22 protein-coding genes are annotated in these 22,023 nt (G+C 45.6%); 12 read left to right on the top strand and 10 right to left on the bottom strand.

The features are described 5' to 3' along the window. Positions 1-37: 37 nt before the first annotated feature. The 10 genes from T426_RS0107335 to T426_RS0107280 all read right to left on the bottom strand — a co-directional run bounded on the left by T426_RS0107335 (position 38) and on the right by T426_RS0107280 (position 9,898). A complete protein-coding gene (locus tag T426_RS0107335) occupies positions 38-1,156 on the bottom strand; it encodes an ABC transporter permease (RefSeq protein ID WP_025863503.1) in 1,119 nt (372 codons plus the stop codon). A 33-nt stretch (positions 1,157-1,189) separates the two neighbouring features. Next, positions 1,190-2,296, bottom strand: a complete 1,107-nt coding sequence (locus T426_RS0107330; RefSeq protein ID WP_027585472.1) for an ABC transporter permease — start codon at positions 2,294-2,296, stop codon at positions 1,190-1,192. A gap of 36 nt (positions 2,297-2,332) precedes the next feature. After that, positions 2,333-3,070 (bottom strand): ABC transporter ATP-binding protein, encoded by a 738-nt coding sequence (locus tag T426_RS0107325; RefSeq protein ID WP_036984214.1) that lies wholly within the window; start codon positions 3,068-3,070, stop codon positions 2,333-2,335. A gap of 1 nt (position 3,071) precedes the next feature. Beyond that, a complete protein-coding gene (locus T426_RS0107320) occupies positions 3,072-3,986 on the bottom strand; it encodes an ABC transporter ATP-binding protein (protein ID WP_027585470.1) in 915 nt (304 codons plus the stop codon). A gap of 161 nt (positions 3,987-4,147) precedes the next feature. Continuing rightward, positions 4,148-5,053 carry an HlyD family secretion protein gene (locus tag T426_RS0107315; RefSeq protein WP_199898467.1) on the bottom strand — a complete coding sequence of 302 codons (906 nt, stop codon included), beginning with the start codon at positions 5,051-5,053 and terminating at the stop codon, positions 4,148-4,150. A gap of 7 nt (positions 5,054-5,060) precedes the next feature. Then, entirely contained in the window at positions 5,061-6,326 is a 1,266-nt protein-coding gene (locus T426_RS0107310) for a TolC family protein (protein ID WP_025863501.1), read from the bottom strand. Between the two features lie 449 nt (positions 6,327-6,775). Further along, on the bottom strand, positions 6,776-7,381 hold the full coding sequence (locus T426_RS0107300; protein ID WP_025863499.1) for a TetR/AcrR family transcriptional regulator: 606 nt from the start codon (positions 7,379-7,381) through the stop codon (positions 6,776-6,778). Between the two features lie 127 nt (positions 7,382-7,508). Further along, the gene (locus tag T426_RS23015; RefSeq protein WP_025863498.1) at positions 7,509-8,417 is read right to left on the bottom strand and encodes a DMT family transporter; all 909 of its coding nucleotides are present in this window, start codon (positions 8,415-8,417) and stop codon (positions 7,509-7,511) included. A 148-nt stretch (positions 8,418-8,565) separates the two neighbouring features. Then, positions 8,566-9,432 carry a fructosamine kinase family protein gene (locus T426_RS0107285; RefSeq protein ID WP_025863497.1) on the bottom strand — a complete coding sequence of 289 codons (867 nt, stop codon included), beginning with the start codon at positions 9,430-9,432 and terminating at the stop codon, positions 8,566-8,568. Further along, positions 9,422-9,898 carry a low molecular weight protein-tyrosine-phosphatase gene (locus T426_RS0107280; protein ID WP_025863496.1) on the bottom strand — a complete coding sequence of 159 codons (477 nt, stop codon included), beginning with the start codon at positions 9,896-9,898 and terminating at the stop codon, positions 9,422-9,424. The genes T426_RS0107285 and T426_RS0107280 overlap by 11 nt, the downstream gene beginning before the upstream one ends. A 134-nt stretch (positions 9,899-10,032) precedes the next feature. Between T426_RS0107280 and T426_RS0107270 the strand changes: the two genes are divergently transcribed. From T426_RS0107270 to T426_RS0107215, 12 genes are all read left to right on the top strand, one after another. Next, positions 10,033-10,521 carry an outer membrane protein gene (locus T426_RS0107270; RefSeq protein ID WP_025863495.1) on the top strand — a complete coding sequence of 163 codons (489 nt, stop codon included), beginning with the start codon at positions 10,033-10,035 and terminating at the stop codon, positions 10,519-10,521. Positions 10,522-10,611: 90 nt separating this feature from the next. Further along, positions 10,612-11,997 carry an MATE family efflux transporter gene (locus T426_RS23010; protein ID WP_025863494.1) on the top strand — a complete coding sequence of 462 codons (1,386 nt, stop codon included), beginning with the start codon at positions 10,612-10,614 and terminating at the stop codon, positions 11,995-11,997. A gap of 204 nt (positions 11,998-12,201) precedes the next feature. Further along, positions 12,202-14,481 carry a sodium-translocating pyrophosphatase gene (locus tag T426_RS0107260; RefSeq protein WP_025863493.1) on the top strand — a complete coding sequence of 760 codons (2,280 nt, stop codon included), beginning with the start codon at positions 12,202-12,204 and terminating at the stop codon, positions 14,479-14,481. A 220-nt stretch (positions 14,482-14,701) separates the two neighbouring features. After that, positions 14,702-15,715: a dihydroorotate dehydrogenase-like protein gene (locus T426_RS0107255; RefSeq protein WP_025863492.1), complete on the top strand. Its 1,014-nt coding sequence runs from the start codon at positions 14,702-14,704 to the stop codon at positions 15,713-15,715. Between the two features lie 205 nt (positions 15,716-15,920). After that, positions 15,921-16,265, top strand: a complete 345-nt coding sequence (locus T426_RS0107250) for a DRTGG domain-containing protein (RefSeq protein WP_025863491.1) — start codon at positions 15,921-15,923, stop codon at positions 16,263-16,265. Then, on the top strand, positions 16,265-16,684 hold the full coding sequence (locus tag T426_RS0107245; RefSeq protein ID WP_025863490.1) for an ATP-binding protein: 420 nt from the start codon (positions 16,265-16,267) through the stop codon (positions 16,682-16,684). The genes T426_RS0107250 and T426_RS0107245 overlap by 1 nt, the downstream gene beginning before the upstream one ends. Further along, positions 16,681-18,093: a [Fe-Fe] hydrogenase large subunit C-terminal domain-containing protein gene (locus T426_RS23005; protein ID WP_051568954.1), complete on the top strand. Its 1,413-nt coding sequence runs from the start codon at positions 16,681-16,683 to the stop codon at positions 18,091-18,093. Before T426_RS0107245 ends, T426_RS23005 begins: the two co-directional genes overlap by 4 nt. 82 nt (positions 18,094-18,175) lie before the next feature. Beyond that, positions 18,176-18,511, top strand: coding sequence for a DRTGG domain-containing protein (locus tag T426_RS0107235; RefSeq protein WP_025863489.1), 336 nt, complete (start codon positions 18,176-18,178; stop codon positions 18,509-18,511). A gap of 3 nt (positions 18,512-18,514) precedes the next feature. Beyond that, positions 18,515-19,246, top strand: coding sequence for a PHP domain-containing protein (locus T426_RS0107230; RefSeq protein ID WP_025863488.1), 732 nt, complete (start codon positions 18,515-18,517; stop codon positions 19,244-19,246). After that, complete coding sequence (locus T426_RS0107225) at positions 19,243-19,794, top strand: ATP-binding protein (RefSeq protein WP_025863487.1); 552 nt, start codon at positions 19,243-19,245, stop codon at positions 19,792-19,794. Before T426_RS0107230 ends, T426_RS0107225 begins: the two co-directional genes overlap by 4 nt. A 7-nt stretch (positions 19,795-19,801) precedes the next feature. Beyond that, entirely contained in the window at positions 19,802-20,191 is a 390-nt protein-coding gene (locus tag T426_RS0107220; RefSeq protein WP_025863486.1) for a (2Fe-2S) ferredoxin domain-containing protein, read from the top strand. A gap of 30 nt (positions 20,192-20,221) precedes the next feature. After that, positions 20,222-22,015, top strand: a complete 1,794-nt coding sequence (locus tag T426_RS0107215; protein ID WP_025863485.1) for an NADH-quinone oxidoreductase subunit NuoF — start codon at positions 20,222-20,224, stop codon at positions 22,013-22,015. Positions 22,016-22,023: the final 8 nt, after the last annotated feature.

Here is a 22,023-nt window from a genome sequence, read left to right as displayed (position 1 = left end):
CCGGAAGGCGTTCGAAACATATGAAGGTATCCTATTTTTATGCTGTTTTCCGGTAACGCATCACTGCCAGAGAGAACATCGCCACACCATACCCCAGCATGGAAAGGAACTCGTATTTCAGATCGAAGAACCCGGAACCTTTCAGAACGACGTTCCGAATTACTTTCATCATGTAATACAACGGATTCAAATGGTCGAGCCACTGAGCCCATTTCGGCATACTTTCCACCGGTGTGAACAGGCCGCTCATCAGAATGAAGACGAGCAGGAAAAAGTAACTCACAAAAAATACCTGTTGCTGGGTGTCCGAAACCACTGAGATGAGCAATCCCAGGCCCATGACACCTAACAGGAAGACAGTTGTAAATCCGTAAAGGACGAATATATTTCCCCGGAAGGGAAGATTAAACACCAGCTTGGCAATCAGCAATCCAAATGATAGTACCAACAGAGCAATCACCAAAAAGGGAATCATTTTAGCGGCAATAAATTGGTACTTCTTAATAGGCGTTACGTTCAACTGTTCCATGGTGCCAATCTCTTTCTCACGGACCAGGTTAACCGCCGACAGGAACATCCCGATAAGAGTTACCAGAATAACTAACACTCCGGGAGCCATGTAAAAGGCGTAGATGAGTGTCGGGTTATACCAGTACCGCTGCGAAACCACAATTTTTTGCGGCGGATCGAATTTGGAAATTCCCATCCAGTTGGCCCGAATGTTATTGTTGTAGCTCCGAATCAGTGAATTCATGTACGACCAGGTCAGTTCGGCAGCCATACCGTTGATAGCATCCACACGCAACTGCAACGAAGCGCTGTTATTTCGCTTCAAATCACGTTCAAAATTCTGCGGTACATCGAGAACCACATTCGCCTTTCCATGCAACAACTGATCATCAGCATTGAAATCTGCATCGGTTATGCTCGTTACATTGAAAAACGGGTTGCCTTCCAACTTATTTACCAGCTGCCGCGAAGCATCGCTCATGTCCTGATCGACAATATAAACATCCGCCTTCTTCAACTCCAGCGTGGCTGCATTCACCAGAATGAGCATCTGCACAATGGGCATCACAAAAATGACAGGCCACATCGATTTATTCCGGAGAATCTGGATGAATTCCTTTTGCAGAAGATATCGTAGTATTTTCATCTTATTATCTGTTTAATTTCTTAATCAGGTTTCCTACTCCAGTCTCAGTTTGAACTTCTTCACACTAATGCCCAGGAAGAAAATCGTCATACCTGCCATGATGAGCAGCTGCTTCCAGATGTAACCAGCGCCGACGCCTTTCAACATCACCGCTTTTACAGCTTCGATGAACCAGCGGGCCGGCATGATATTCGACAACACCTGCAGCACCACCGGCATATTATCGATTGGATAAATGAAACCGGAAAGCAACATCGTTGGCAGCATAAGTGCCATGATGGATACAAACATGGCGGAAAACTGACTGGCAGCAATCGTTGAAATCAGGATACCAAGTGACAATGCCAGCATGATGTAGAGTATCACCACAAACATCAGTAAGATAAGACTTCCCCTGACCGGAACGCCAAAGACCAGATTTCCCAGTATCACAATGGTGACGGCATTGATGACCGACAAAATCAGATAAGGTGTTACTTTTCCAATGATAATATGATGCGATTTCAATGGCGAAACCAGCAATATTTCCATGGTTCCCATCTCCTTTTCGCGCACAATGGTAATGGAAGTCATCATCGCGGAGATGATAATCAGAATCAGCGCCATTGTGCCGGGAACATACATGAACGCTCCCACCAAACTTTCGTTGAACAACATGCGCACCTGCGGCTTTATCTCCAGTGGTATTTTGTAGTTAACAAATTTCTTTTGCAGGTAATCCTGCACAATGGCGTTCGTATAATTGGAAAGCAACTGGGCAGTGTTCGGGTCCGATGCATCGGCAATAACCTGCACATTCGCCTGCCCGTCGCGTTTGAGTCTCTTCCCGAAATCGTCCTGAAAAACCACCACTTCCTTCACATTTCCTTGTCGGAAGATGTTGTCAATCTGCCCTTCGTTGTCCAGCATTGCATCGAGTTTGAAGTAGCCTGACGACAGCAGTTTATGCGTGATTTCGCGGGTAACCTCATCGTGTGATTTATCCAGAATAGCAATGCGCGCATCTTTAATTTCGGTGGTAATCACGTAACCGAACAAGAGGAGTTGTACAATCGGGATGCCGAACAGGATAATCATCGTTCGCGGATCGCGAAAGATATGGCGAAACTCTTTTCGTATAAAACCAAGTAATTGTTTCATCTCTTTTTGTATCAATCGAAATTCGTGGATGACCGACTACTCATTCGAGCGGGCCAGTTTCAGGAACACACCGTCCATGCTGGTGGCATCCCATTCCTTCTTCAGCGCCTCCGGTGTGTCGAGTGCGACAATTTTACCGGCCGACATAATGGCAACCCGGTCGCAATATTCAGCCTCGTCCATGTAGTGGGTCGTCACAAATACAGTGATTCCCTCGTGCGCAGCTTCGTAAATCAAATCCCAGAAGCGGCGGCGCGTTACCGGGTCAACACCTCCCGATGGTTCGTCGAGGAAAACAATGGACGGATCGTGGATAATAGCCAGTGAAAAAGCGAGCTTTTGCTTCCAGCCCAGTGGTAAATCACGCACCAGCTTTTTTCGTGCCGAGGTGAGTTCCAGCTTCTCCAGCAGTTCTTCCGTTTTTTCCTTCCGGATACGGGTCGGAATTCCGTAAATCCCGGCAAACAACCGGATGTTCTCATTCACCGTCAAATCTTCGTACAACGAAAACTTCTGCGACATGTAACCAATCCTTCGTTTAATGGCTTCGCGCTGCTTGAAACCATCCAGACCAGCAACGGTCAGCTCACCTGACGTAGGCTCCAACAGCCCGCACAACATCCTGATGGCCGTTGTTTTTCCGGCACCATTCGCGCCAAGAAATCCAAATATCTCACCTTTGTAGACATCGAAACTCAAGTGATCATCTGCTACAAACTGCCCGAACTTTTTCACCAAATCGCGTACCCGGATGACTATATCTTCGTTTTCCATATCAGTTATCATGTTTTTGCATCAGGTCCATAAACACGTCTTCAATACCCGGCTCCGTACGTTTCACTTCTACGTTGGTGTGCCCCAAATCGCTCAGGTACTTTTCCATTTCATCCGCCTGCATATCCTGATCTTTCCATGTAACGTGCAGATACTCACCGAAAGCGAATACCGAATCAGATTCGGAATGTTCACGCAAATGACGAATGCACAGGTACATGTTATCGGAGCGGATGGCCCACAACTTATGCCCGAAACTTTGGGTTACCTTTTCGGGCGTGTCGATGGTCAGAATCTTACCATCCTGTATCAGCGCTACGCGGTCACACAAATTGGCTTCGTCCATATAGGGAGTTGAAACGAGAATGGTAATGCCCATTTTCTGTAGTCGTTTCAGCATTTCCCAGAATTCCTTCCGGGAAACCGCATCTACTCCGGTGGTTGGTTCATCAAGCACCAACACTTTCGGTGCATGAATCAACGCACAGGAGAGTGCCAGCTTTTGTTTCATCCCACCCGAAAGTCTTCCGGCCAACCGCTCTTTGAAAGGTTCGATTTGCTGGTAAATATCTTTCACCAGGTGGTAGTTCTCCTCGATGGTTGTTCCGAAAACCGTAGCAAAAAAGGTCATATTTTCCTCAACCGTTAAATCGGGGTAAAGCGAAAAACGACCGGGCATGTAGCCAATTTGATTTCTCAGTTTTCTGAAATCTTTGACTACGTCAAGCTCGTTCACGGTCGCACTTCCTACATCGGGTTTCAACAGGGTGACCAGTATGCGTATTAGTGAGGTTTTGCCTGCTCCGTCCGGGCCAATCAGGCCAAACAGCTCGCCTTCCTTCACTTCGAGCGAAACGCCTCGCAGTGCCTTTACCTCACCGTAACTTTTTTCAATATTCCCGACTGATATCATCATGTCTTCAGTCTTTTAAGATTCGTAACTTCCGGGTATCCTCTGAGCAACCGTCGCCTTTACAGGCGGAAGCTGGTGTTCACCAACTCCCTCTCTTCATGGCAATTTTTAGAATGTAATAAAGGCCCGCAGACTCGTGGATACTTCCGATACTACCTTTGTAATCAGTTACTCTGATTAAACCGCACTTCGCCCGGCATACCGATTTTCAGACTGCCATCGTTCGGTACTTTCACTTTCACCGCATAAACTAGTTTCACCCGTTCTTCCTTGGTTTGAATGATTTTAGGGGTGAATTCTGCTTCCGATGAAATCCAGGTAATGGTACCCGTCAATTTGGTATCAGTTGTCTTCGTATTGTCGATAAGCACTGTCACTTTCTGGCCGATCTTCACGTGTGCCAACTGTGCCCCGCTGACATAAATCCGGAGGTTCAGGTACGACAAATCGGCAATTTTAAAGAGCGACTGTCCTGGTGTTACCAACTCGCCCATCTCTTTGTATTTCTCCAATACAGTTCCCGAAATCGGTGCCGTGATATGGCATTTTCCCAACTGCTCTTCAATTTGCGCCACCTGCGCATCAACCACATCGATTTCTTTTTTCAAGGAAACTTTCTGCGTTCGAATGTTGGCAATCTGCTTGTTAAAAACGTCGATTCCACCAGTGATATCATCCATCTGCTTTTGCGTTGCAGCACTGTCAGCCAACATTTTCGTTACGCGGTTTTTATCGACTTCCAGATTGGCACGCTGCTGTTTGACGACAGCAATTTGTGTTTGTACAGTAGCCATTTTCGATTGGATGGAAGCTTTCTGTGCTTCGAGCTGCTCCTTTTTCAGGTAAAGTTGTGTGGTATCCACCAGTCCAACCTGTTCACCGACTTTCAGCTGATCACCTTCGCTCAAATCAAATTGCAGCAGATTTCCAGCCACTTCGGATGAGACAATCACATCATCTACTTCAAAATTTCCGTAAGCATCCGAGAGTTTATCGGTCCGGTTACATCCCATCAGCAGGATGCCGGCTGCGAAGGCAAAAAGATATTTTCGTTTCATTATGCGTTTCATGATGTTATCAGTTATTTGAGAGATTTCCTGTTAATGTATTGTAATTGGCAACTGCCTGTAAGTATTGAACTTTTCGTGATTCCAGGTTGATTCGCGCCTGAATCTCTGCATTCAGATCGGTGATATAATCTGCCGAAGTTATCACCCCGTTTTCCAGCTGTGACGCTGATTGGGCCGCCACCTTGTCGCGGATACTGACCAATTTTTCATCGGTATCTAGCAGTGACTCCAGCTTCTGAATATTTTCGGATGCCTGCACCAATGCCATGTTGACATTCTGCGTAAAGGTTTCCCTGGAAGAGTTTATCATCTGCTTCCGGAGGTCGAGAACCTCTCGTTTCCGTCTGCTTTGCTTCCAATCGAAGATGTTCCATTTAACCCCCACGCCTACTAAATAGTAGGAACTAAATTCAGACTTCAGCATGTTTAACCCTGGTTTGCCGTAGCCTACCTGCCCAAAACCAAATACCTTCGGATTCCGCGTCTTCGCAATCAGGTCGGCATTTTTGTCGATGGTGTTTTCCATCTGGTTGTAAAGCTTCAGTTCGGGGCGCTGCCAGTCTTTGTTCTCCTGCACAATTGCCGGTGCCTGAAACTGCGTATTTTTATCAACGCTCAATCCAGTTAATACAGCTAGCGATTTGATGGCAGCCATGCGGTTCGCATCCACCTCTTCGATTTGCTGACCGGTAAGAATTTTCTCAGCTCGCAATGTTTCCACATTCCGGGCCTGAACCATCCCGTTCTTGAATCCCGATTCCAACACGCGAAGGCGCTCCGAGATGTTCTGCTTTTTCAACTCCAACACTTTGTGACTCTTCTGCATGAGAATAATACCAAAGTAGAGTTGATTAACGCGATCATTCAATGAGTACATCTCCACTTCCAGCTTTTGTTTATCGGCAGCAAGGTTTGCCGCATCTACCTCTTTTTGTGCTTTCGTCAATCCTCCGTCGTAGATATTCTGATGCAAGTCGATATATACCTTGTATTGATCCTTCGAAGGAGTCGGAATATTGATTCCAGGAAGGGCAAGCGGCACACTGGTTACATCACTTTGGTAGGTTGCCTGACCGTTCAGGTTAACTGTCGGTAACCAGTTTGCATCCAAATTCTTTGTCTTCAGATCATTCATCTGCTGCTCCCTGTCCAGGTCACTCAACTTCGGATAATTCTCCCGGGCTTGTTTGTAACATTCCTCAAGAGTTACCTGTCCCACCTGGCCAAAAGCCATCTGAACCGGTAAAATGAGTAAGATTAATAATCGTTTCATATGGTAATCATTTGTTTTTTGTGGTCAATGCAAAATCATATCTTCCCGGAGGAATTCCGGGCTTTATATTTTCATATCACTCGTCCACCTGAGTGAGTTTCATTATTTGATTGTCTGTATGTCAACAAAAAAGGAAATATCCGGTATCCGTCCACCGGCGGCGAATCAGAAAGTAAAGTTGTCCCTGGAACTATTAAAATGCAGTATCCATCTTTTAAACGGTAAAATTTTCCATTTCAGCCACCATCTCCATTCAAACCATCGATCATGCTCGTCGCATTTTTTTCCACATCGGTGGCAATATTCATGCTCATCTGAACAGGCTTTGATCGGGTCAAAATCGTGACCAAACAGGACGCAAACAAGATGATACCCCCTCTTCTTTCCGGATTTTGTCTTTACTTCTTCCATGTGCAAATGATTTAGGTGTTTATTGTAAATAAACATCACTATTTTTTTGTCAGTGCGTTTTTTATGAAAGCACTAACCGTCTTACGCCTTTCATTCAGATATTCATCATATTGCTCACTACTACCATCGAAAAAGATAGTTTGAAACAGTGGCCGTCCGGCAAAAGGCATGATAACCATACCAATCAGGTTGGGAATCAAATCTGCAGCTTGAATCGGATTGATATTACCGGCTTCGACTTCTTTGTCGATTACTCTTTGCAAAACCTTTGGGTCAATTCCACTATTCTGGAGAATTCTTACAAATTTGTCCGGATCGCGATTGATTTCGCCGATTAAGAACTGAGGCAAAAACGGATTGCCGCCAATCACGGTAATATAGCGGTCAACAATACGATCAATCTTATCCAGCAGAGGGCCTTCTTCCTTAAATATCTGCATCAACTCAGGAATTAACAGACTAAAAGCCTCCCGAAAAATGGCTTCAAATAATTTTTGTTTCGAGCGAAAGTAGTAATGAAGCAATGATTTATTAATTCCTGCTTCATCAGCTATTTCCTGCATTCTGGCACCGTCCATCCCTTTCCTGACGAAGACATTCCGGGCCGCATCGAGTATCTTTTTTTCTGTTGTTTCACTTGTCATGGTGTTTAACTTTTCGGTTTAACCACTTGGTCAAAAGTAGATCATTTTTATATCTCTCCAAACTTTTTGGCCACAAATTTTAACCAGATGGTCAAACCAAATGGTCTAATTGATGAAAATCAGATTTTTACCGAACTATTTTTTTTCGATTCAGATAATTGAGCAGGAAAAGAGAACTGCCGGTAATGATCATTCCAGCAATGGAAAGCACATCGGGATGTTCATCGGGCAGTAAAATCCAGGCGAAAATGGCACCAAAAACAGGAATGATAAACTTCCACATGTTCAGGTCTGAAACTTTTACACCCGGACGTTTTAAAAGTGTAAACCAGATGGAAAAAGCAGCGGCCGAAAGAAAACTGAGCCATGCTAACGCCGCATAATATTCGAAAGGCTTGGCCGAAAAATGAAGCCCTTCAATGGGAATGGAAAACAGGAAAAGCATTAAACCGCCTACAATCATACTGGCCGAACTGAGTACCAACGGCGGAACTTTGTCTTTATCCTTCGCTACAATAATATTGGTAAAGCCGGAATTAATATTGGTCAGTATTAGTAATGCAATGCCGACTAATATAAGCTTTCCTTCGCCTGAAAGGCTGCCCCGTTCCAGACTGACCAAAACAACACCAGTCAATCCCAGCAGAATAACGCCTGCTTTTTTCAAACTCATCTTGTCATCGGGCATACTAAAATGAGCCACAATAGCGACAAACACAGGTCCCGACCCAACCACTATAGCCCCCAACGCTCCCGGAACCATTGAAATTCCGGTATAAAACAGAGAGTAATGCACAAAGGTCTGCAGCAGCGTTATAACGAATACCACTTTCCAGTTTTTCAGAATAAGGCGGAAATAATCCCTTCGTTGAGAGCAAAACGGTAGAATAATCAATCCGGAGATGAAGAATCGGATTCCGGCAAACTGCAAAGGAGTTGTATATGGCAAGCCAATTTTGATTCCAACAAAAGCCGATGCCCATAACAGGCAAGCTAAAATGGCCAGGAAAATCGTACTGCTGAGTTTGGTCCGCATGAATCAGGTATCAATTGTTAAAAGAGGTGCAAAACTAGGCCTTAATTTAATATCAGCCAAAGAAACAATTACTACCAGGGAAATGATTCATCATAAATTCATAAAAAACAAATTCTCCTGATTGCAAGGACCTAAGGGAAATAAATATTTAAAAATAACTCTGGAGCAACCGAACGGCTTGACCATAGTAACTGCTTCCAAAGAGATTCAAATGGTTCATGACATGATAGAGCAAGTAAATGTTCTCGCGGTATTCATAACCATCGGGCAACGGACTTTCTTCGCGGTAAGCCGAATAAAACTCCGATGAAAACCCACCAAATAATTTCGTCATCGCCAAATCAGCTTCGCGGTGACCATAATACACTGCCGGATCGATGATGACCGGTTCGCCGTTTTCGTCGCTCATGTAGTTGCCACTCCACAAATCGCCATGTATTAATGTAGGTGGCTCCTCACTTCCCGCCAGGATGTCTTCTATTTTTTCTTCCAGCTTGCGGAAACCGGAACGGAGTTTTCCGTCAGCATAACCATTTCGCTCAGCCAGTCGGAATTGGAACAGCAATCGCTTATTCATATAAAATGAGGTCCAATTGGTTGCCTCATCTCCTACCGGGATATTTATTTGGGGCGTCGCCCCGATGTAATTGTCTTCATAAAAACCAAACTGGTCAGCCTGGTAACGGTGCATCTGAGCAAATTGCCGCCCGAAATCTTCAAAGAAATTTCTTTTTCTTCCGCCTTGCGGGATAAATTCCAGCAATAGAAAATCATCGCCCTGCAGCAACACTTCCGGCACGCGAACAGCTTCTGCTTTCGCCAATTCTTTGAGACCATTGGCCTCATTTCGAAACATCGAGTTATCGAACCCCGATTTCAGGAAAAACGAACGTCCCGACTCAGTCTTTACGCGTCGGGCATTGGCAATGCAACCACCACCTATCGATTGTGTTCCGGTGATTTTTTCTCCGGTCCAATCTTCAATTCTGGCAATTATTTCCACGTCACTTCCCATTCTGAATATGCTTTATCAAACCATTACAGGCATCTTCAAGCAAATCCAAAACCAGTTCAAATCCCTCTTCCCCGCCGTAATAAGGATCAGGCACGGAGTCGTAACCAAACTCCTCGAGGAAGTCGGTCATTTTATATATTTTCTTCCGATCAGATTCAGTTCGTGCCAACGACTGTAAATCACGTATATTCTGGTCATCCATTCCAATCACCATATCGAAGCGATCGAAATCCACATCCGGATTGACCGGACGTGAAATACTGGTCAGATTGTAGCCACGCTTAATGGCATGAGTTTGCATCCGCCGATCGGCCTGCTCGCCTTCGTGGTAACCAATAATGCCTGCCGAATCGCAAGCAATCTCATTTCCCAGATTTTCCTTTTCAATGTAAGCGTTCATCACTGCCTCGGCACTGGGTGACCGGCAAATATTCCCCAAACAAACAAATAGGATCTGTTTCTTCATACAAATTATATTTCAACCCGAATATCGCAAGTTTTTTCAGGCCTCGCAACCCGGATTAATTATCTTCTCTTTTTTCGATGCCTGTTTCCTGTTTCCAAAAATGACTTAATTTTGCTGCCGAAAAAATCATGACCATGAAAAAGATTTACTTAGCAATTTTACTTATTGCCGGCACATTCGGTTTTGCCAATGCACAGATTAATCACCAGCATGCTTTGGGTTTGCGATTGGGTGACAATGCCAATTTTGGAACCGAAATCAGTTACCAATACACGTTGACGCCGATGACCCGATTGGAAGCTGATCTGGGAGTTCGTTCCGGAAACAGCTGGAACAGCTGGGCAATTACCGGTGTTCACCAATGGGTTTGGCACATCGATGGTGGTTTCAATTGGTATGCAGGCGCCGGTGCCGGAATTGGTTCGTGGAGTTACCGAAATAATTATACCGACTACGGCGACAGTGGGTTATTCCTTACCATTGCCGGAACAGCCGGAATTGAATATAACTTTGAAATTCCGCTGCAGGTGGCCATCGATACCCGTCCGCAACTGGGATTCATCAATCCGCAAGGGGACAACCTCAACCTGGACCTGGCACTTTCGGTTCGTTACTGTTTTTAATCCCATCTTTGCTATTGCAGAGATAAATAATCCACACAAAAATTTCCCTGGTTAATCAATTAACTGGGGAAAAGGATTTATTACGCCGCGATGAGAGATTTGACGAAAGGAAATGAGACGAAATTAATCGTCAGGTTTGCCTTGCCCATGCTCGCCGGTAATGTTTTTCAAAACCTGTACAACATTGTCGACAGTGTGATCGTAGGAAACTACCTGGGCAAGGAAGCTCTGGCCGCCGTAGGTGCGTCCTTTCCGGTCATCTTCACACTCATCGCGCTGGTGATAGGTGTAGGTTCGGGTGCTTCCATTGTCATCTCTCAATTTTTCGGAGCTAAAAAAACAGATGAGGTTCGACGTACCATCGACACTATTTTCATCTTTTTTATCGGTGCAGCGATTATTCTTGCCGCACTGGGTATCGTCTTCTCTGAATCGATTTTCAGACTATTGCAACTACCAGAAGAAATTCTGCCACTGGCTCAAACTTACCTTCATATCTATTTAATCGGGTTATTTGCCTTTTTTGGCTTCAATGGCATTGCCTCCATTCTTCGCGGCTTGGGCGATTCCAAAACCCCACTGTATTTCATGATCATTGCCACGCTGGCCAACATCGTTCTTGATTTACTTTTTGTAATCGTCTTTAAATGGGGCGTTGGGGGAGTTGCCATGGCAACAGTCATCTCGCAGGCCGGAGCGTTCATCACAGCCATTTTCTACCTGAATCGGACGCATACACTGGTAAAAATTACACTGACACATCTTCAGTTTGACAAATCCATATTTAAAAGTTGCGTGCGAATCGGTTTACCGACAGGATTCCAGCAATCGTTTGTGGCTGTCGGGGCAATGGCTATTATGGGAATCGTTAATGGTTTCGGGACTAACGCCGTTGCTGCTTACACCGTTGCACTACGTATCGATTCGCTGGCAAAGATGCCCGCCATGAATTTTGCCTCGGCCCTATCTTCTTTCGTCGGACAAAACCTGGGAGCTAACGAAGAGCAACGTGCCCGGAATGGGTTCCGTTCCACGATGGTCATCTCAGTGATATACAGCATCATTATTTCTCTGCTGATTATTTTTCTGGGCGAATTCCTTATGCGAATGTTCACCGATGACCCCGCGGTGATTCACATCGGCGAAAATTACCTGGTCATTGTCAGTTCGTTCTATCTTGCATTTGCCGCCATGTTCTCCGTGATTGGCATGTTACGCGGTGCTGGTGACACACTCATCCCAATGTACATTACCGTTGTTACCTTGTGGGTAATCCGACTTCCACTTTCGTGGTTCCTTTCCAGGGGACCGCTTGGAGTGACTGGAATCTGGTGGGCTATTCCCATTGCCTGGGTCGTGGGAGCCATTGGCTCTTATATCTATTACCTATCGGGAAGATGGCGGGGAAAAACCGTTTTCCAACACAAAGATTTTTCAGTTAATCAACCAGTCCCAAAACCTGCTGCAAAACAGTAAAAAGCACCCGTTGTCGTAAACGGAATCAACAAACCTGCTCTACAACATAATTATAAAACATCCTTATTCCTTTATAATATCTATTTTCATTCCGAAACTGGAAAGAATTTATTGGCCTAACCTGCCATCTCGTTTCAAATAACCAAAAAATCAACACAGGGAACTTTTGCCCTGATCAAACCAATAATCACTAAAGCGTCTGTTATGATTCATTCCGTTTTCTGGCTGATTCCGGCCGCCTCACTATTTGCCCTTTTGTTTGCCTGGATATTCTTTAAGAATATGATGTCTAACTCAGAAGGGACCCCTAAAATGATTGAAATTGCCCAACACGTGCGCGAAGGGGCCATGGCTTATCTCACCCGACAATACAAGGTGGTGGGTAAGGTTTTTATTGTGCTGGTCGTGCTGTTGGGGATACTCGCTTACCTTGGGGTTCAAAACCCTTTCGTCCCGGTAGCTTTTCTGACAGGAGGATTTTTCTCCGGACTTTCCGGTTTTCTGGGAATGCGGACAGCAACCTATGCCTCAGCACGTACCGCCCATGGAGCTTCTGATTCACTGAACAAGGGATTAAAAATCGCTTTCCGAAGCGGAGCCGTAATGGGCCTTGTCGTAGTCGGTTTTGGCCTGCTTGATATTTCTATCTGGTACCTTATCCTCGATCATTTGGTTTACACAACTGCACACATGCAGGAAGGTGTTTCCTGGCTAGGTCTGACATTCGTCCATGCTGGAACCAGTGACCATGAAAAACTAATTGAAATTACTGCTACCATGCTGACCTTTGGTATGGGTGCTTCGACCCAGGCCTTGTTTGCCCGTGTGGGAGGAGGTATTTTCACCAAGGCAGCCGATGTGGGTGCCGACCTGGTTGGTAAAGTGGAAGCCGGTATTCCGGAAGACGATCCTCGCAACCCGGCTACCATTGCTGATAACGTGGGTGATAATGTGGGCGATGTTGCCGGTATGGGAGCTGACCTGTATGAATCTTATTGCGGTTCCATTCTTGCCACAGCAGCTTTGGGTGCTGCTCTTCCCGGCCTGACCGGTGCTGACCAGACTAAAGCTGTTATTGCCCCGATGATTGTTGCTGCAGTGGGTATTATTCTCTCCGTAGCCGGAATCTTCCTGGTAAGAGCAAAAGAATCAGCTACACAAAAGAACCTTTTAAATGCTTTACTGCTGGGAACAGGAGGTAGCTCAGTTATGATTCTTGTCGTACTGGCGTTAATGGCTCAATTTGACTGGATAAGTTGGGGCGTTTTCGGCTCGGTTATAGCTGGCCTGTTGGCTGGTGTTATTATCGGTCAGGGAACCGAATACTTCACATCCGACGAGTATAAACCCACCAAAGGAATTGCGAAACAAGGACTGCAGGGACCAGCAACAACCATCATTGAAGGAATGGCTGTGGGGATGTTTTCCACATGGATTCCGGTGTTAACCATTGTGCTGGGAATTATTGCTGCTTACGGCTTTAGCGGTGGATTCCACGACTTTGCCAGCGGCGTTTACGGTATCGGTTTTGCTGCAGTGGGTATGCTCTCAACCTTGGGAATCACCCTCGCCACCGATGCTTTTGGCCCTATTGCAGATAACGCCGGTGGAAACGCCGAAATGTCGGAACTGGCACCTGAAGTCCGGCAACGGACCGATGCACTGGATATGCTTGGAAATACGACTGCCGCTACCGGTAAAGGCTTCGCCATTGGTTCAGCTGCGTTGACAGCAATGGCTTTATTGGCAGCCTATATGGAAGAAATTAAACTTTGGCTGGGAAAACTGGCCGGGGATGGATTTAAAGAAGTTGGGAACGTATTGTTTTATAACGATCATGCTCCCGTGGTTACTGCCGGGAAAACAGCTGTTGCAATAGCCACAGCCAATATTCAGGATTTTGTGGATGCTTATAGCCTAACGCTGTTCAATCCTCTTCTTTTGGGTGGATTATTCATTGGAGCCATGATGGCATTTGTTTTCAGCGCTATGACCATGAAAGCTGTCGGTCGTTCTGCCGGTGCCATGGTTGACGAGGTGCGTCGTCAATTCCGCGAAATTCCGGGTATTATGGAAGGAACAGGAAAGCCGGATTATGCCCGTTGCGTCGAAATCTCGACAAAAGGAGCACAACGAGAGATGATTCTACCCTCACTACTGGCTATTTTTGTACCCGTAGCTGTTGGACTCGTATTTGGAGTAGCCGGAGTAATCGGTCTTTTAGCCGGTGGACTGACTACCGGTTTTACATTGGCCTGTATGCTCAATAATGCCGGCGGTGCCTGGGATAATGCGAAAAAGTACATTGAAAAAGGTAACTACGGCGGAAAAGGAAGTAATGCCCATAAAGCCGGAGTTGTTGGGGATACAGTTGGTGATCCGTTTAAGGATACTTCTGGTCCGTCATTGAATATTCTGATAAAACTGATGACCATGGCTTCCATTGTCATGGCCGGTGTTACAGTTGCTTATCACATATTCTAATCCAACTCACACTCATATTTTAAAAGGAGATGACCGAAATGGTCACCTCCTTTTTTTGTTAAAAAGCAATTATTCTATAACTTTCTAAGGAGAAAGAAATTCCAATCATTTTCATTTAAGATTATTAAAAATACCTAAAAACATCTGCTCTAATCGACCCGGTTTGAACGAATTGATAATAATGCGTGTTACATATAAATAAAACTAAATTAAATAGAACATGGCGGATCTCAAAACAACTTACATGGGGGTGCAGCTGAAAAACCCCATTATTCTTGGAGCCAGCAGTATTGTTGATAAGCTCGAAACCGTGAAAAAAATTGAACGGGCCGGAGTCGGCGCCATTGTTTACCGCTCGCTCTTCGAAGAACAGATTCATCTCGAAGAAGCTCAGCTGGATGACATGCTGGGGGAATATGATGAAAGGAATGCCGAAATGGTTGATATTTTTCCAAACATCAAACATGCAGGTGCCAAAGAACACCTCTACCAGTTAAAAAAAACAGTGGATGCCGTTGATATTCCTGTTTTTGCCAGCTTAAATGCCATCTACGATTCGACGTGGGTAGAATATGCCAAACAACTCGAAGAAACAGGTATTGCGGGTTTGGAACTAAACTTTTACAGTGTTCCGGTTGAGTTAGAGAAAACCGGAGCAAGCGTTGAAGAACACCAGTTGGCCATTTTGAAAAAGGTAAAAAAGGCCGTAAAGATTCCGGTAAGCGTGAAGATTTCATCCTTCTACAGCAACCCCCTAAACTTTGTGCAACAGTTGGATAAAGCGAAAATCGACGCCGTGGTTCTTTTCAACCGTTTCTTCCAGCCCGAAATTAATATTGAGACTGAAGAGTTCTATTACCCATTCGATTTGACTCACGAAAAAGATTACCAGGTTACCCTACGTTTCGCCGGCCTGCTCTATGGACAAATTAAAGGCGACATTTGTGCCAGCCGCGGAATTTCCGATGGAAAAGATCTTATTAAGATGTTGTTGGCTGGTGCCTCAACGGTTCAGGTGGTTAGTACCATATTCCGGAACAAAGCCGGATACGTAACAAAAATGCTCGATACCCTCGAACAGTGGATGGACGAAAAAGGCTATAAATCGATTGATGAATTCCGTGGAAAACTGGCCATGAAAAACCAGCAGGACCCATACGCATACAAGCGGGCCCAATATGTCGACATACTGATGAATTCGAATGAGATAATCAAAAAATATCCAATGATTTAACTCTCCAATTTTAACCCGGCAAACGCCGGGTTTTTTATTTCCCTCCTTTACCTTCCCCTTAGATTCATTTTTCCTGCACTCACCCCCTTGTTTAGAACTGATTAAAATCAGTGTATTAGCATGCAAAAGTTTATGAAAATCATGTATTAGCGAATTCCTCTTTCCTATTTTTACCAACAGAAAACCAAACCCTAAATAGTCAACTATGGAGCTTGCCCGTATAGTTGAGATAGTTAACGGCAGAGTCATCTGCGGAGAAGAAAAACTCAGGCGAACCGTCAAGTATGGCTTCAGCTCGGATTTAATGAGTGATGTCTTGACCATTAACATCGAAAATTTGTTGTTGATGACCGGTCTCACAAATCCTCAAACGATCCGTACAGCCGAAATGGCGGATATCGAATTTATTCTGTTTGTCAGGAATAAAAAAATCACCTCGGATATGATAAAACTAGCCAGGGAGAATGATATCGTGCTCATTACTACCGGGTATTCGCTCTTTCGAACTTCCGGTCTTTTATATAATGCAGGTTTAAAACCGGTGTACTGATGAAATTAAATTTTCAGGTGGAAGGCGGCAATTTTGCCAAAGCGGGTGCAGCATCGAGCGAAGTAAAAAAGATGCTGAAACAATTGGGTGTTCCGCCAATGATTATCAGACGTATCGTGGTCGCATTGTATGAAGCAGAGGTGAATATTGTGGCTCATGCCCAGCAGGGTGTCATCAGTGTCGACCTGCATCACGACAAAGTAGAAATAGAGCTGCGTGACAAAGGACCGGGTATTCAGGATATCTCCCGGGCCATGCAGGAAGGTTTTTCGACAGCTTCCGAGGAAGTACGCGCCATGGGATTCGGCGCCGGAATGGGATTACCAAACATCAAAAAAAACGCAGATAAGCTACATATTGAAAGTCAGGTCGGCGAAGGAACCACGGTGTACATTACTAATTATTTTGCCAAACCATGAATCAATCGAACCAACTGGAACTGCACCACGCCATTAAAATCGACCCGGATAAATGCCGGGCCTGCACCCACTGCCTGAAGGTGTGCCCCACCGAAGCTATACGGATTCGGAACGGCAAGGCAACCATCATTCCGGGGCGGTGCGTCGATTGCGGCGAATGTCACCGGGCTTGTCCATACCAGGCATTTCATGTGGAACAGGATGACCTTTCGCGCATATTCGACTACAAGTACCGCGTAGCACTCTTCCCGGCAGTTTTGGTAAGTCAGTTTCCTGAAAATATTTCGGAAGAACAGATATACAGCGTACTGAAACAAATCGGTTTTACCCACACTTGCGAAGTCGAACAACCCATTTCGGTACTCATCGATTCCATCAAAGATTTTGCACAGAATGAATATGATAGTGAAAAACCAATCATCTCCTCATTCTGTCCGGCTACTGTTCGACTGGTTCAGGTAAAATACCCGGCGCTGACCGACCATCTGGTTTTGCGTAATGCGCCACATGATTTAGCTGCCTGGTATGTCAGAATGCGATTGGCAGAAGAAGGAATCGATCCATCGGATGCCGGAATTTTCTACATCACCCCTTGTGCAGCCAAAATTGCTGCGGTAAAAAGTCCCGTGGGTGAGAAGAAATCGATTGTTGATGGCATTATCAACATGAGTGAAATATACAATCGGGTAATGTCTAAAGCAACAGGCGCGAATGGTGCTTTTCACACCTGCGACTGCCGTCATGAAATCTCCCGCGAAGGAATTCTCTGGAGTCTTCCGGAAGGAGAAAAAGCAGCTTTCGAAGGAAAGTCATTATCGGTAGACGGCATGCACAATGTTATCCGGATTCTGGAACGCCTGGAAGATGGCGATCTGCCCGATATCGATTTTCTGGAACTCCGGGCATGTGAAGAAGGTTGTGCCGGCGGTATCATGATGACCGGGAACCGCTTCCTGACAGCCGATCGTCAGCACAAGCGGGCCGAAACATTCCCTAAAGCACAGTCGTCTGCAGGCATGGAAGAACTCGCAGAAAAATTACGCATTGCTCCTGTTCAGCCACGCCCGATGGTACATCTGGATACCGATATGGAAAAGGCCTTCGAAAAAATGCAAAAGGCCCGCTCCATCATGTGTCACCTACCGGGAATTGATTGCGGCGCCTGTGGTGCTCCCTCGTGTCTGGCACTGGCCGAAGATATGGTCCGGCACGAAGCCCGGATGACCGATTGCATTTTCGTCCAGCAGTTGTGGCAGAAAGAAGGAAAAATATCCGCTGATAAAGCTTTCCGGAACCTGGAAAAGAAATGGGGGGAAAACCGATTCGACGTGGATTGTTCGAAACGCGGCGCGAAAAATGATAATAGCCCTGGGCTAATGAACGAAGAAGAAGATGCCAACTTGTACTAGTTTTTATTGCAGAGTAAGATATGAACTAATGCGGCAGGAGGCCGCGGAGAGAAAGAATCAAACCAAAAATAACCTGGATAGAATGGACGTAAAAGATGTACAACAAGCCCTCGAACTAAAAATCTTTGGTGGAGAGAAAGGACTTAGTCGGGAAGTAACCAATGGATACGTTTCCGACCTGTTGAGCGACGTCATGGGGAATGCCCGCGAAGGAATGGCCTGGATAACCCTGCAAACCCACTTGAATGTGATGGCCATTGCGTCATTGAAGGATTTGGCTGCTGTTATTCTGGTCAATGGAAACCGCCCGGAAGAAGATATGCTGGAGAAAGCTAACGAAGAAGATATCCCGGTCCTCGGCACCAACCTGAGCACTTTCGAAATTGCCGGTAAATTGTATCAACTCATAAACTCCTAAGCCATGAAATCCTACCGGGCCGATTTACATATTCATTCTCTTCTTTCGCCTTGCGGAAGTCTGGACATGAGTCCGGCCCGGATTATCCATGAAGCAAAGGAAAGGAAGATAGACATCATCGCGGTAGCCGACCACAACTCAACAAGGCAAGCCGGATTGATAAAAAAGCTGGGACAGGAAGCGGGAATAACTGTGTTAACCGGAGCGGAAGTAAATACGCGAGAAGAAGTTCATTGTCTTTGCCTTTTCGGGAATGATGAGGCGACTAATGCTTTCCAAAAATTTCTTGATGACCGTTTACCGGATGAAGAAAACGATGTTGTCATTTTCGGCGACCAGGTGGTGGTGGACGAAAAAGAACAAATCGTTTACACGGAAGATCGTTTGCTTATTTCCGCTCTTCGTTCGGGTATCAGTGAAATTGAAGAAGTTGTTCATAAGCTAAACGGCCTGTTTATTCCTGCGCATATCGATCGCCCGTACAGCGGCATTCTCGACCGGTTGGGATTCATTCCCGAAAACCTGAATTACGACGCATTGGAAATTTCGTATCGGACGTCGGAATCAGAAATTTGCAGAAACCATCCGGAATTGTGTGGAACGTATTTTCTCCGTTCATCGGATGCACACTATCCGAAAGATATCGGACGAGCCACCACAACGTTCGAACTGGAGGAAAATTCATTTGAGGCCATTCAGTCTTATTTGAAAAGCAATCAAAACCAGCAAAAATGAAGGAGCTCTCGCTACATATTCTCGATATCGTCCAGAATTCGATTCGTGCAGAATCCACACGAATCGAAATCACCATTGAGGACTATGCGCAAAAAAATGAGTTCCGGATTCTCATCTGTGACAACGGGAAAGGAATGACACCGGAAGAGATAGAGAAAGCACTTGATCCATTCTACACATCGCGCACTACGCGAAAAGTAGGACTCGGACTTCCGCTCCTGAAACAAAATGCAGAACAAACCGGCGGGAAACTGGTCCTCAGCTCTTCGGTGGGAAACGGTTGCCGGGTGGAGGCCGTGCTGATAAATAACCATATCGATCGGCAACCATTAGGCGATATCGCTGAAACACTGGTTCAGTTATTTGCCTCCTATCCGAATATCCGATTCAAGTTTAATTACCTCACCGACAGAGGAGAATTTAACATCGATACGGACGAAGTAAAACAGATACTGGAAGATGTTCCGATAACCAATAACGAAGTAAGAGAATTCTTAATCAATCATATTAGAGAAAACCTGAAAACCATTCAGGATCATAACCAATAGATCAATTATGAGCAAAATCAAATCGTTAGAAGAGCTGCGTAAGTTACGTGAAGAGGTGCAAACCCGGATGAAGCTTCGCGAAAACAGCGACAAATCAGAAGACCTGGTGCGCATCAAGGTAGCTATGGCAACCTGCGGTATCGCTTCCGGCGCCCGCGAAACCATGCGTGTACTGATTGAGCAACTCGATCAACGGGGAGTAGATGCTGTCGTTACGCAAACCGGATGTATGGGCTATTGCTATGCCGAACCAACAGTGGAAGTTACCCTTCCCGGGAAAGAACCCATGGTGTTTGGCGATGTGAAAGAAGAACGCGCCCGGGAAATTATCGACAAATATGTCGTCAATCAAGAGCTGATCGACGGCATTATTCCAGTTAATCATCAATCAATTTAAACGTTTAATCGCTTTTCCAAAAACCTTGTTATGACAGATTACAGAATGAACATCCTGGTATGTGGCGGAACAGGCTGCCGCTCATCCGAAGGTGCCAACCTTTACGATGAGCTGGTCTCGCTTCTCGCGGATAAAGGCCTTGAAAAAGAGATCCAGGTCGTATCCACCGGTTGTTTCGGATTTTGTGAAAAAGGCCCGGTGGTAAAAATATTACCCGACAATACTTTCTATGTTCAGGTACAGGCTGCCGATGCCCGGGAAATTATCGAAGAGCACGTTATTAAAGGACGAAAAGTAGAACACTTACTTTACGTGGCTCCCGAAAGCGGGAAAAAAGTGCCCGATTCCAAGCACATGGATTTCTATAAAAAGCAAGTTCGAATCGCCCTTCGAAACTGTGGCTTTATCAATCCGGAAAACATCGACGAATATGTAGCCCGCGAAGGTTATGCGGCTATGGCCAAATGCCTCGGCGAAATGACTCCGGAACAGGTGATTAAAGAAATAAAAAAAGCAGAACTACGCGGACGCGGTGGTGCAGGTTTCCCTACTGGGACAAAATGGGAGTTAACCCGCAAAAGTGAAGCAGACCAGAAATACGTGGTTTGTAACGCCGACGAAGGCGACCCGGGAGCATTTATGGACCGTTCCATTCTCGAAGGCGACCCGCACTCAGTTATCGAAGCCATGGCCATTTGTGGTTATTGCATCGGTGCCGACAAAGGTTTGGTTTACATTCGTGCAGAATATCCGCTGGCTATCAAACGACTAAAGATCGCTTTGGATCAGGCTCGAAATTACGGACTGCTTGGCGAGAATATCCTGAATACCGGTTTTGACTTCGAAATCGAACTTCGGTACGGAGCAGGTGCATTTGTTTGCGGTGAAGAAACCGCTCTTATTCACTCCATGGAAGGAAAACGAGGCGAACCAACTTTCAAGCCACCATTCCCGGCCGAAAAAGGATATCTCGGCAAACCGACCAACGTGAACAATGTGGAAACCTATGCGAACATCCCTCCTATTATTAATAAAGGAGCCAAATGGTTTAGCAGTATCGGTACCGAAAAATCAAAAGGTACCAAGGTTTTCGCCTTAGCAGGAAAAATCAACAATGTAGGGTTGATTGAAGTACCGATGGGAACCACCCTCCGCGAGGTAATTTACGACATCGGCGGTGGTATCAAAAACGGAAAAGAGTTCAAGGCTGTACAAACCGGAGGTCCTTCCGGAGGTTGCCTGACCAAAAACTTCCTCGATACACCGATTGACTATGAAAGTCTGACTAAAGCAGGGTCCATGATGGGTTCCGGTGGTATGATTGTGATGGATGAAGACGATTGTATGGTTTCCATCGCCAAATTCTACCTCGAATTTACACTTGACGAATCATGCGGAAAATGTAATCCATGCCGTATTGGAAACAAACGGTTGTGGGAAATTCTGGACAAAATTTCCAAAGGAAATGGAACGAAGGAGGACCTGAACCGATTGAAGCTCCTCAGCAACGTGGTGAAGGATGCATCCCTGTGTGGACTGGGTCAAACCTCTCCTAACCCGATTTTATCAACCATGGATAACTTCTGGGACGAATACCTGGCACACGTCGAAGACAAACGCTGCCCGGCCGGTCAATGTAAGGCCATGATGCAGTACGTCATCGATCCGAACAAATGCACCGGTTGTACACTTTGCTCTCGCATTTGCCCTGTTTCTGCCATCGAAGGCGAACGTAAGAAGCCGCATGAAATCGATCCGGAAACGTGCATCAAGTGTGGTGCCTGTATGGAGAAATGTAAATTCGAAGCCATCTCGGTGGCCTGATTGACCAA

Origin of the sequence: Prolixibacter bellariivorans ATCC BAA-1284, from assembly GCF_000621705.1 — a bacterium.
GTDB lineage: Bacteria > Bacteroidota > Bacteroidia > Bacteroidales > Prolixibacteraceae > Prolixibacter > Prolixibacter bellariivorans.
This window is presented reverse-complemented; position numbering and strand designations above follow the sequence as displayed.